The organism is Desulfurobacterium sp. TC5-1 (assembly GCF_000421485.1).
Lineage (GTDB): Bacteria > Aquificota > Aquificia > Desulfurobacteriales > Desulfurobacteriaceae > Desulfurobacterium_A.
In genome coordinates this window covers 203927-216684 of sequence record NZ_ATXC01000001.1, presented here as the reverse complement: position 1 = coordinate 216684, position 12758 = coordinate 203927, and the positions used below count along the sequence as shown (strand labels likewise).

The window sequence follows — 12758 nt, the reverse complement described above, 5'->3', positions numbered from 1 at the left end:
AAAAACTGCTATCATTCCTCTTATTCAAGATTCCAAGAGGTGAGGTGTTGAAGAAGGCAAATCTAATAGTTTACATGGGCGGACCTTCCGATATAAAAGAGATCAAACCTTTCTTGTACCGTCTGTTTTCCGACAGAGACCTTATAAACTTTGGTGTTCCAGAATTTTTACAGAAACCTCTTGCCTACATAATAGCCACAATCCGTTCGAAAAAGGTAGCACCAAACTACCAGGCAATTGGCGGAAGCTCACCAACCGTTAAATACGCCATTGAAATAGCAAAAGCTGTTGAGGAAATAACAGGTGTAAAGACATTTACAGGAATGCTCTATTCAGCTCCACTGCTTAAAGAGGTTGCTGCAGAAATCAAAGATTATGGCGCCACAGAGATTGCAGCTATCTCTCTGTATCCTCACTACTCTTTTGCCACGGCAGGCGCCTGTATAAGAGACGTTAAAAAGCATTTCAAAAATGCGAAAACCGTAAAATCGTGGTGCAGAAATCCTCACTACATAACCTGGATAAGAAAACAGCTTGAAAACAGCCTTAAAAACACGAAAAATCCCTTTATACTCTTCAGTGCCCACAGCTTGCCGGCATACCTGATTGAAAGAGGCGATCCTTACATAAAAGAAATAGAAGATACCGTTTCCCTTGTCATGAAAGGACTTGACATACCTTTTTCCATCTCCTACCAGAGTAAAGTTGGACCAATAAAATGGCTCGAACCAGCAACGGAAGAAGTGATAGAAAAGTTAGGAAAAGAAGGCATTAAAGAGTTGGTTGTTTTCCCGATAAGCTTTATCTCTGAACACATAGAAACACTGTTTGAACTTGATGTAGAATATAGAGAAGTGGCAGAAAAGGCAGGCATTGAAAAATACATTAGAGTACCACTAAACCATCGCGACAAAGACCTGATAACTGCCATATCGCAGGAGTGCCAAAAACTTTTAAGAGGTTAACAGATGAAAAAGGTTGCAGTCGTAGGTGCAGGAGTTTCAGGACTTTCAACGGCATTTTACATTGAAAAGTTCGGCGGTGATAACGTTTCAGTAACTATTTTTGAAAAGGAAAACGTGCCGGGCGGAAAAATGTTAACCGTCCAAAAAGATGGGTTTATCATAGAAACAGGACCAAACGGCTTTTTAGACAATAAACCTTATACACTCGACCTTGTAAAAGACTTAAAGATAGAGGATAGACTTTATAGAAGTTCTGACAAGGCAAGAAAGCGTTTTGTTTTTGTTAACGGTAAACTGGTTCGCCTTCCGGAAAATCCCATAGCTTTCCTTTCATCTTACGTCATGTCTTTCAAAGGAAAACTCAGACTTGCGGCAGAATACTTTATACCTCCCAAAAAAGACGATTCTGACGAAAGCCTCTCATCGTTTGTTAAAAGAAGAATAGGCAAAGAGGCACTTGAAAAACTCATAGACCCCATGGCTGCCGGAATATTCGCCGGTGATCCCGATAAACTAAGTGTAAAAGCAGCCTTCCCTGCCGTATGGCATCTCGAGAAAAAGTACGGCGGCTTGATAAAGGGTCTTTTAGCAATGAAAAAAGAAAAAAAAGATGCAACGGCAGGGCCCGGTGGTGTTCTGACATCATTTAAAGGCGGCGTTAAAGACCTGATAGACGCCCTCGTTGCAAACATAAAAGGTGAAATTCACCCTGGAACTACCGTCAAAAAACTGATACCGGAAAACGGAAAGTGGAAAATTGTTTATGAAAAGGATGATGAAATCTTTGAAGAAAGCTTTGATAAAGTAGTTTTATCAACACCTTCTTACGTTGCAGCAGCCCTTGTTAAAAATTTTGACGAAAAACTTGCAGAGAAGCTCTACGAAATAGAATATTCACCGATAGCCGTAATAGCTTTCGGGTTCATAAAAAAAGGATTGGGACACCATCTTGATGGCTTTGGATTTTTGGTTCCAAGATCTGAAGGCAGAAAAATATTAGGCGTTCTCTGGGATTCAAGTGTTTTCCCGAACAGAGCACCGGAAGGAAAAGCACTTATAAGGGCTATGGTGGGTGGTGCAAGACAACCTCACCTTGCACTGGCAGGAGAAGAAGAAATAGCAAGAATGACTTATAAAGACATTAAAAGAATTATGAAAATTCGCCACAGACCTATTATGACAGCCGTTTTTAAACATCCAAAGGGCATCCCCCACTATACTGTAGGACACGTCGAAAAGGTAAATGAAATCTTTAAACTTGCTTCAAACCATGGCGGGTTATTTTTAAACTCCAACGCCTATAGAGGCGTTGGCGTCAACGATTGTGTCTATAACTCACTAAAAACAGCAGAAATGGTAACTTCAGAATAAAAAAGGGGGCTTTAAAGCCCCCTTTCAATTTTCACGAACAACGTCAATCACTCTTTATCTTCACCCTCTTCCTTGCCATCGTCAGCTTTCTTCTCTTCTTCACCTTCTGTTTTTATCTCAGCTTTTGTAGCCTCTGGAAGTTCAGGTTTTTCAACGCTAAAGGTAAATTCACCTTTTTCCTTATCATAATCAACCTTAACGGTGTCACCTTCCTGAACGTTGCCCTTCAGTATCTCAACAGAAAGCGGTGTCTCAACTTCTCTCTGTATCGTTCTCTTAAGCGGTCTTGCGCCAAACTCAGGAACATAACCACGCCTGGCAAGCTCTTTCTTGGCCTCTTCTGTAAGCCTGATTTTAATACCCCGCTCTTCAAGTCTCCTGTTAAGCTGCCTGATAAGCAGGTCAACAATCTGCTTAATCTCTTCCTCTGCAAGCGGATGGAAGATGATTATTTCATCAATTCTGTTGAGGAATTCAGGCCTAAACCTCTTCTTAAGCTCGTTCATTATCTGCTCTTTAATCTTGTCATAATTCTTCTCAAACTCTTCTTTAGAAAGGTGCATCAAATATTCAGAACCAACATTAGAGGTCATAATTATCACTGTATTGCTGAAATCTACAGTTCTACCCTTTGCATCTGTCAGCCTTCCATCGTCAAGTATCTGAAGAAGGATGTTAAACACATCTGGATGGGCTTTCTCAATCTCGTCAAGAAGAATAACACTGTAAGGTTTCCTTCTAACAGCTTCTGTAAGCTGACCGCCTTCATCGTAACCAACATATCCCGGAGGTGCACCGATAAGTTTTGAAACTGCATGCTTTTCCATGTACTCAGACATGTCAAGTCTTATAATTGCCGTCTCATCGCCAAAGAGATACTCTGCAAGTGTTTTCGCAAGCTCTGTCTTACCAACACCCGTCGGTCCAAGGAAGAGGAAGCTTCCAAGCGGCCTGTTTGCAGGCTGAAGTCCCGCTCTTGCCCTTCTTATAGCTTCTGAAATGGCCTTTATAGCTCTCTCCTGGCCAATAACTCTTTCGTGAAGCTCTTTCTCCATTCTTAAGAGTTTTTGTATCTCTTCTTCCTGAAGCTTTGAAGCAGGGATACCTGTCATTTCAGAGATAACTTCTGCAATGTCTTCTGCCGTTACAACAGGCCTGTCGCCTTTTGACTCCTCTTTCATCTTGGCCTGCTTCTCTTCAAGCTCCTTGATCTTCTCTTCTATCTTCTTAATTTCAGCCTTGAGCTTTGCAGCCTTGTCAAACTCTTCTTTCTTAACAGCTTCATCAAGCTCTGCTCTCAGCTCATGGAGCTTTTCCTTAAGCTCGTGCATTTCAGGTGAAACATAAGTAGCCTGAATTCTCTTCCTTGCACACGCCTCATCAAGAACATCTATAGCCTTGTCAGGCAGATATCTTCCCTGAATGTACTTTTTAGAAAGCTTAACAGCTGCCTCTATAGCTTCATCGGTTATCTTAACCTTATGGTGCTCTTCAAGTTTTGGTCTTAAACCCTTAAGCATAAGAATTGCAGTATCCACATCCGGCTCGTCAACCCAAACCGGTGCAAATCTCCTCTCAAGGGCAGGGTCTTTTTCTATATGCTTTCTGTATTCATCGGTTGTTGTAGCGCCTATAACCCTAAACTCACCCCTTGCAAGTGCCGGTTTCATAATGTTAGCTGCATCCATGGAACCCTCTGCAGCACCAGCGCCAATAACTGTATGAAGCTCATCGATAAAGAGAATAATGTTGCCTTCATTTTTAACAGCATCAAGCACCTGCTTGAGTCTCTCTTCAAATTCACCACGGTACTTTGTTCCAGCAACAAGCGCCGCCATATCAAGTGCAACTATCCTTTTATCTTTCAAATCGTCAGGCACTTCACCGTTAACAATTTTTTGAGCGACACCTTCAACAATTGCGGTCTTACCAACACCAGCAGGACCTACAAGAACAGGGTTGTTCTTTGTCCTCCTTGAAAGAATCTGAATAACCCTTTTCATCTCTGTTTCTCTATCAATCACGGGGTCAAGTTTACCCTCTTCTGCAAGTCCTGTGAGATCAATAGCGTATTTGCGGAGAATTTCTGGAAGCTGCTTTCCACCTTTCTTTCCAGTAATATCCCTGGAGAGTTTCTTCTTACCAGATCTATACTTTTCAACCGCCTTAACAGCTTCATCTTTGGTTATACCAAGCTTGTTCAAAATTCTGGCAGCCATTCCCTCAGGAACATTAAACAGTGCAAGGAAAAGATGTTCAACATCCACGTTTCTTGCTTTCATATTTCTCGCTTCATCTATTGCTGAATCGAGAACTTTCTTAAGAGTCGGCGTAATGTAAATCTCTTCATATCCGGTGTAACCGGTAGAGAGTCCAAGTCTTCCAAGCCTATCAACATGTTCTCTTATAAACTTCTTAACCTTTATCGGGTCATAACCAGCTATGGTAAAAATGTCCATAACAGGTGAACCTGGAAGTTCAACAAGAGCAAGCAGCAGATGTTCTGTATCAACATACCTCTCGCCAAGTTGTCTTGCAATTTCCTGAGAAAGCATAATAGAATCTTTTGCCCTTCCACTTAAAAGATCCCAGATGTTCATAATCTACCTCCCTGTAGAAAAATTTTTTCTTATTTGTCGCATTACAGTTCAGGCAGCCAAAGCCGCCCACACAAGTTATTCAGAGAGAATCTCTATAAGCTTTTTCACGTTAAGCTCTTTAAAATCTTCCTCTTCAAGACGTTCAACAAACGCCTGTTTTAACGTTTCATCAAGAAGCTGAGAGAGAAGTTCAAATAAACGGTTAAGCTCATCTTCCATATTAAGAATAAGTTCAACGCCCGCTACATTAACACCTCTATCTCGAGTAAGAGCAACTATACGCTTCACCCGTTTAAGGTCCGCCTCAGAATAAAGCCTTGTTTTACCTTCCGTCCTTGAAGGTTTTAAAAGTCCCTCATTCTCATAGAACCTCAAAGTTTGGGGATGAACTCCAACAAGCTTAGCCACAACACTTATCATATACACCGGTGTATGTTCATCCTTCATCTCACCGCCTCCTTCTGATTGTTAATTTAAGATTTTTGAATGAAATTGTCAAGAAATTTAAAACAACTTTTTAGATACTTGGCCTGACTTAAACAAATTTTAGGCAAAACTATAGACAAGGAAAATTTTGCTAATCACCGAACCATTGCTAATAAGATTATTTACATCTAATTAGTTAATAGGTGGATTAAAAATGAAAAGTTGCAAAATCACGCATTCACCTCGCAGCGCCAAACCCATGCTATCCAGACTATCAGCAATACGATAAAACAGGTTACGAACAATACAATTGAATTGCCTGAGATCATACCCGCATTGTAGAGCAGAGCAAGCGTTACAGCAATTGCAACGATAAACTGCACACCCGTGAGAACTTTAAAGACTGCTACCTGACTTCCCTTCGGATAGCGGACGAGCATCGGCTCCTTTAAGGACACTGCCGTAATCACCGGAACTATAGCCATAACAGTGAGTGGAATTGCGAGAGCTCCGGAGAACTTGCTGGCGTAACCGTTAGGTCTACCGCTCGCATTGAAGTGTATCGCAACGGTATCCGGAAGTTTATTCCACAGAGCCAAAGCGAGAATCAGGTAAACAACGACGGGAATTAGCTGGACGAGCAGATACAGGTTCACGTCTGCGGATTTTGCTTCCATCTTTTTCAGTCTCGCAGCACTTACATGAGTTTTCAGGTCTTCCCTTTTGTAGGTTTCCTTTGCTATTCTGTAGCTCTGAACTGCGAGTACTGCAGCCAGAATCAGGATTATCGCCAGAAAGACGGATCTGGAAGGATGAAAGATTAGAGATACTGCGAGGAGGACAAAACCGGATACCATACAGTAAATACCGGCGAAAGTGTTCGCCCTCCTCCAGGCTTCCTTTGAAAGGTACGTGTACCCTATCCTTATACCTATGTACGGATTGGGAGTGTTTCTGAAAGCGTAGAGCAGTACACCCATCAGTATGGAAAGGATGGAAACGGCAATCTGATAATTAATCTGGTAGTTCATTTTTCCACCTCCTCAAGGTTTTCAATTACTCCTTTCAGGAGAGTTATCCCATCCTTTAACTCTTTCAGAACTTCTCTTCCCAGCTCCGTAAGCCTGTAACACTTTCCCAATCTTACATCCATAATCCAGAAATTTTCAATCAGTCCCTATTTCTACAGACTCTTCAGCATGTCGTATAGAAACCCTAACTCGGAACTAACTTTCCGGAATATTAGACTTTCGAAGGTTTTTTTTTCTTATAGCGTATCCGTACATTTCTCCAGATATTTTCTCCAGATATGAAGTATAGAGTATAATATATAATAGAACTAATTAACCTCAGTATAGAGAATAAAATGCATAAAAAGAACACGGGATAAGAAAATGAAAAACAGAGGATTTACCCTTACTGAATTAATTGTGGCCATTGCTATAGTGGCAGTTTTATCAGCTATAGCAGTTCCTCGAATAAGTACATGGATACACCAAATTAAAGTTAAGCAAACTGCAGAAGAACTTACTTCTGACTTAATGTGGGCACAGAGCCTTGCAATGGAAAAAGGTGGAAGTGCTGTAGCTTTTGATACCAACGCTTATTACATAGCTGCTCCTTACGGTTCCGGTGCCACCCCTGTATTGATAAAACAGGTCTCTCTCCCCAGTGAAATAACGCTAACACCTGTTTTTAGTCTTTCTATAACAGACGATTTTAATGGCACTCTTCCAACAGCTTTACCTATCGTTGCTTTTAAAAGGAATAAACTCCTTTATCCGAGCGGGCACATTGACATTTCCGGATATGGAATATCTTATAGAATAACCGTAAATCAAACGAGCGGAAGAATCTATTTGCAGAGGTTATAAATTGAAAAAGGAAGGTTTTACTGTCGTTGAAACTTTAATAGCAATGGCTATATTTGCTATCGCAATACTCGGAATAGGTATGCTTATTATATTTAACATTAAATACTCAAAAATAAACCAGGAAAGAGAAGCAGCTCTTTATAAAGCCAACAAAGTTCTTGAACACCTTGCAAGCCTCAACTATACTGATCCCTGCCTAACTGTAGGAACTGATGAGACCTGTGACAACGATCCTTATACATGCTGTGATGGATTCAGCGGTGATGCCAATATCGAATGGATAGTTGACAATGGAGTGGATCCAAATACCAAAAAGATAAAGGTAATCAGCAATTTTTCATACCAAAACTACCACGGAAATGTTACATTAGAATATATAAAAGGAAACTGGTAATGAAAACTTCAAGGTCAGGATTTACACTCTTAGAAGTTGTAGTAGCCATGGTGATAGGCATCATCATTATGGCTGCTGCTGTTATTTTTTTCTCTTATGGATACAAGCAGCTTGATACGACCATGAAAACCTCCAGAGGCAACATATCTGTATTTAATGTTGTAGAAATCATAGATTCAGATTTAAGAAAAGCAGGATATGGAGGTGTGGCCGCCGCAGGAATAACACCTGTTAGTGGAAACGGAAGTGCTACCGATCCACTAACTATATACTATATAGACTATACAGATACTGCGAACAATTGTGACAATCAAACATGGAGTACCGCAAATCCGGTATGTAAATATAAAATTGAATATTACTTAAACAGCAACAATATCATAAGAAGGGTTTACCAGAATGCTACAGGAACAGGTACTGGTGCATCCATGTTCGACAGTAATATCGTAACAGTAGATACATTCAACGTTACTGTTGATTCTACAAATCATACCGTTTCATACACTATATCTGGAAAAGTAAAAGATAAAAGCTTCACAATTGGTGATGAAGTAATCTGCAGGAACTGGTAAACCCGGCATTTCAGGAGAAGACCATGAAAAAGCGTATAAGAAAAGGGTTTGTACTTATAACAACTCTGGGAGTTATAACAGTCTTATCAATAGCAGGTGGAATAGCGACCTACCTTATAAGCAAGGAGACCTCCGGAACAAAAAGCACAAAAGAATCCACATCGGCTTTGAGAATTGCTGAATCCGGCGCTGAAATTGCTCTTTCCCACATAAAGCAAAATGACCTTAATACCTTAACACAAATAGACCCTTCCACCTACCAGATAACCGGAAACATCACCAACGGAAACTACACTACAATAATTAAAGAAAATGCAAACGGTACCTACACGATAACATCAGTAGGAACATTTAACGGTAATCACAGAACCATTATCATCAACGCTGAGAAAGAAAGCGGCGAAATAAAATCTTTCGCCGCGGCTGGAACACTAACAATATGTAACTTTGACAACTTAGGACGTCCAGGCTCAAGAGTATGGACAAACCAAACTGTATTCTGGACAGGAACCGGATTCGATTTCTGTCCCACATTCAACTCTACCATTGATGCTTCAAGCTGGAACGTTACCTTTGCCGTTGGACCAAACGGAACTATCACACCCGAGGCAGAGGCTAACTTGACACCTCTTACTCAAGATAACAGCGACGCATTTATCCCTTCCGTAGGGGATGCAAACGTTACGCTCCCCTCATACACCTGTGATATTGATGGTGTAACTCAAGTATATACTACCACCACCTCGGGTCCGGGTCCAAAAACTTCCAAACTCACTGCTGTTATTTCAGGTGGAACAGATGTCCCGGTAACAGATACAAATGGAGATGGCAGAATAGTTATATGTAACACCAGTGGCAGCATTACAGTTCCGGAACCTATATCTGCAAGTTCTGTAGCCCTTCCTCTGGTTCTTCAGGCAGAAAACGACATTAACATTGATGCAGCAATAGGAGATATTGATACTGTGAACCTAAGTTTAATTTCTGAAAGCGGAAACATCAACATAAACAACGATATTCACCTGTATGCAGGTGATGAAAAAAATGTAGAAATAATAGCTAAAGAGGGGAATATATATCTTAATAATGAAGTTCAGCTAACCGGAAAAAGCGAGGACTACCAGGTTGTAGTATATGCAGGCGATCAAATTTTAAGCGATCTAACAGACACATCTTTTAAAGGCTCCTCAGGAACATACCTTTTTGATATATCCGGTTATGAATCAACAAACCCAGATGCTACAAGCAGTGTGGTCGTAATCTCCCAAAACGGTATCGATGTAGGTGATACAAACTTTATAAACGTGAGTGGAAAAGAATGGCTTGATCTCCTGGTGTGGTCAGACGGCGATATCAACGTTGGTGACATAAAATACGTTGCTAATTCAGAAGATGAAACAAGATACATTGGTTTCTTAACATCCGGCAACCTTACTCTTGGCGATATGTTTTTCTCAGGAAGAGAATATAGAAGTGGATTAAACTATGATGAAATAGTTAAGTGGTGCAACTACACAAGCTCAATCAACAGTCCGGTAGCAGATTTTATATGTGAACTGAAAAACCTAATTGAAACTCAAGCATTCCAAAGTGTCAAAATCAACAGCTGGAAAGTTTATTAATATTTTACTTCCACGATGTGAGGGGTTATATATTAATTAATAAAAGTAAAACTGCTTTCGGGGAAAAAAATGAAAAAAAGGAAAGCCCTTGTTCTCGAAGTGACTCTTGGTGTGATTGCTATTCTTTCTGTTATTGGGGGTGTAACATCTTACCTAATAAATAGAGAAACAAAAGGAACAAAAGAAACTAAAGATGCCGTTATCGCACTTAAAGCTGCAGAAAGTGGAGCGGAAACGGGCCTTGCATGGCTTAAAAGCGGCGGAAACGTGTTCCCAACAATAATTAACGGAACACTTGGAAATGCAGACTTTATGGTAACAATTGTAAAAAATGTTAACAACACTATAGAGTTAACTTCCGTAGGGAACCTTAAAACGGTTTCAAGAAAAATCATAGTTCTTATCAAAAGGGAAAGTACTTTTTACCCATTTGCAATAAACGGTGATTTAACTATAAATACCTTTAAAGATACAGGTTCTGGAAGTTGGAGTGACGCTGTAGTTGGAGTTAAAGCAATAGACCCTTCTACAGAATCTGCTCTCACATCTTCTGGATTTCAAATAATAAAATCAAACATTTTAGATCTTCCAAAAGTGTCAAGTATTAACGCTTCATCATTCTATCCTCCAGAATCCATCTGCGACTACGGAAATTATGAAACAGATGAAACAATAAGCTTCAAGGATCTTGCTGATGTTAACGGTGATGGAAAAATTGTTATTTGCGGAAGTAACGTTACTTTAGATAGAAGCTTAATTAATTTCAGCCTTGATACGACAATAGCTGCAAAACAAAACGTTACGTTCACCCGTAATACAACCCTTAAGAAAGATGTAGGCAGTGCTTCTAATTTAAGTATCATCGCCGGAAATACTGCTTACTTTGATAGAAACAGTGTTATTGACTTTTCCGGTGCAGATGACGGCTACAATATCCTTATTTACGCAGGGCAAGAAATAGAAAGCCCTGATACAACAGGGCAGTGGATATCTATCTCAGGTAATCAAAACACAAGCAATGTCTCAAACGTCTTTTTACTTACACCTGGCGAAATAAATGTAAACAGAGACTTAATAGACGATACAGCAACAACAAGAAACGACGTTAACTTTGTTATCTGGGCCGATAAAGGCATAACTAGTACAAATGGTGGTTTTGATATAAGTGGATCTTCAGCAACCGTTAGAAACTTTTCAGTAATCGTTGCCGATGGAAACGCGACATTTGACAAATGGCAATTTACAGGAAGCGAAGATAGAAGCGGCCTTTCCTATAGCGACATTGAAAATTACTGCACGAACGGAACCTCTCTTGGTATTCCAGATTTCTACAAGAATATATATTGCGAACTTAAAAACCAGATAGACAGCGAAAGCGGAAATTTTAAAATAATTTCCTGGAAAGTTTATTAAAGTTGCACATAGGCATAAAGGATGATTTTAATATATTGTTAATCAAAAACCTATTTAGAAAGAAGGGAACAATGAAAAGAGAAAAAAGAGGAATGGTCTTGGCAGCTGTATTAGGTGTGCTTGCTGTTTTAAGTGTTGCCGGTGCAGTTGCCACTTATATGATTACAGGTGAAACCAAATCTACAAGTTCTACAAAGTCTTCAGTAGAAGCGCTAAAGTTAGCAGAAAGCGGTGCCGAAGTCGGTTTAACAAGCCTTAAGAATAACTATTTCACCAGCTTCTCGGAAATAGACCCATCAAACATTAACTCATTACCTGCAAGAATAAGAAATGCAAATGGATTTTCCGAAATACAAGCAAGAGTTAATAATGGAGAAATAAGCGAAATTTATTTATCCCAACCTCAAAACCTAAATAATGGTGAATATCAGGTGGCTATTTTTAGAGGAACTGACGGCACATACACAATTATTTCCGTGGGCGAAAAAAACAACAGTTTAAGGGTCGTTGAAGTCGTAACAGAATCAAATGGAACTTTCTATCCATTCTCTATAAATGGCAAATTTGATGTAGGAAATCTTAATTCCGATGACTGGACAGAAGCAGAAATGGGAGTTGCTGAAATTAACTCGGAACTGAAAACAGAGCTGGAAAATATAGGTTTTAAAATCCACAGTATTACAAATCCAAATCTCCCAAAAGCTGCAGAAATCAATGCAACTGCATTGTATCCTGACGAATCAGCTTGCGATTATGGTGACTATAATAGTGACATTACAATATCATCAGCACCATCAGATATAAACAGAGATGGAACAGTAACAATCTGTGGAAAAAATATAACCGTTAACACAGCAATAAACGAAGACCAATTAATATTAGCCGCTAAAAAAGATATCTATGTAAACAATGAAATAACCGATAAAGGACACAAATCAGAATGGAATCTTGAAATTATTGCCGGAGAAAATTTGGTGTTTGGAACTTCTTCACACAGTAAAATTAAATACACAGGAAAGACTGACAATGGATACAACACATTAATATATGCAGGCGAATCAATAGAGAAATCAGGTGGTTCTGGTGGACTGCTTGAAGTAAAAGGAAGACAAGACACATCAACTATATCCAATGTATTTATAGTCACTCCAGGAACAATAGACGTAAATGCAAAACTTGTTCATCAAACCGGTAAAACAGACCTGTTAACAAATTATATTATCTGGGCTGACAAAGGAATATATGCAGAAAATATTCATGTAACGGGTAAAGGTACCCAAGGGAGAAACTGGGCAATGATAGTTGCTGACGGTAACGCTACATTTGATAAATGGCAATTTGCAAAAAACACAAACCCGAGCGGTCTTACATACCAGGAGATAAAAAATTTCTGTGAAAATGGAACAGCACTTGGAATACCATCTTTTTATAGCGATTTATACTGCGAACTGAAAAATCAGATAGATAGCAACGGCGGCTTAGGAAAGATAAAAGAATGGAAAGTTTATTAAGAACGGGGAG

The 12758-nt window shown here is 39.7% G+C and carries 11 protein-coding genes; 8 read left to right on the top strand and 3 right to left on the bottom strand.

What is annotated here, in order from left to right; genetic code table 11:
* Nucleotides 1-44 precede the first annotated feature (44 nt).
* Complete coding sequence (gene hemH / locus H153_RS0101100) at nt 45-965, top strand: ferrochelatase (protein ID WP_231378244.1); 921 nt, start codon at nt 45-47, stop codon at nt 963-965.
* A gap of 3 nt (nt 966-968) precedes the next feature.
* Entirely contained in the window at nt 969-2336 is a 1368-nt protein-coding gene (gene hemG, locus H153_RS0101095) for a protoporphyrinogen oxidase (protein ID WP_022846287.1), read from the top strand.
* 47 nt (nt 2337-2383) lie between these two features.
* On the opposite strand, the gene H153_RS0101090 is transcribed toward hemG, so the two are convergent.
* The 3 genes from H153_RS0101090 to H153_RS0101080 all read right to left on the bottom strand — a co-directional run bounded on the left by H153_RS0101090 (nt 2384) and on the right by H153_RS0101080 (nt 6393).
* Nucleotides 2384-4936 carry an ATP-dependent Clp protease ATP-binding subunit gene (locus tag H153_RS0101090; RefSeq protein WP_022846286.1) on the bottom strand — a complete coding sequence of 851 codons (2553 nt, stop codon included), beginning with the start codon at nt 4934-4936 and terminating at the stop codon, nt 2384-2386.
* A 75-nt stretch (nt 4937-5011) separates the two neighbouring features.
* On the bottom strand, nt 5012-5383 hold the full coding sequence (locus H153_RS0101085) for a helix-turn-helix transcriptional regulator (protein ID WP_022846285.1): 372 nt from the start codon (nt 5381-5383) through the stop codon (nt 5012-5014).
* A 209-nt stretch (nt 5384-5592) separates the two neighbouring features.
* The gene (locus H153_RS0101080; RefSeq protein WP_022846284.1) at nt 5593-6393 is read right to left on the bottom strand and encodes a DUF1648 domain-containing protein; all 801 of its coding nucleotides are present in this window, start codon (nt 6391-6393) and stop codon (nt 5593-5595) included.
* Between the two features lie 363 nt (nt 6394-6756).
* Between H153_RS0101080 and H153_RS0101070 the strand changes: the two genes are divergently transcribed.
* From H153_RS0101070 to H153_RS0101045, 6 genes are all read left to right on the top strand, one after another.
* Nucleotides 6757-7236: a prepilin-type N-terminal cleavage/methylation domain-containing protein gene (locus H153_RS0101070; protein ID WP_022846282.1), complete on the top strand. Its 480-nt coding sequence runs from the start codon at nt 6757-6759 to the stop codon at nt 7234-7236.
* Nucleotide 7237: 1 nt separating this feature from the next.
* Complete coding sequence (locus H153_RS0101065) at nt 7238-7630, top strand: prepilin-type N-terminal cleavage/methylation domain-containing protein (protein ID WP_022846281.1); 393 nt, start codon at nt 7238-7240, stop codon at nt 7628-7630.
* A complete protein-coding gene (locus tag H153_RS0101060) occupies nt 7630-8202 on the top strand; it encodes a prepilin-type N-terminal cleavage/methylation domain-containing protein (protein WP_022846280.1) in 573 nt (190 codons plus the stop codon). Before H153_RS0101065 ends, H153_RS0101060 begins: the two co-directional genes overlap by 1 nt.
* Nucleotides 8203-8225: 23 nt before the next feature.
* Complete coding sequence (locus tag H153_RS0101055; protein ID WP_022846279.1) at nt 8226-9824, top strand: hypothetical protein; 1599 nt, start codon at nt 8226-8228, stop codon at nt 9822-9824.
* 69 nt (nt 9825-9893) lie between these two features.
* Nucleotides 9894-11237, top strand: a complete 1344-nt coding sequence (locus tag H153_RS0101050; protein ID WP_022846278.1) for a hypothetical protein — start codon at nt 9894-9896, stop codon at nt 11235-11237.
* 71 nt (nt 11238-11308) lie between these two features.
* A complete protein-coding gene (locus H153_RS0101045) occupies nt 11309-12748 on the top strand; it encodes a hypothetical protein (RefSeq protein ID WP_022846277.1) in 1440 nt (479 codons plus the stop codon).
* Nucleotides 12749-12758: the final 10 nt, after the last annotated feature.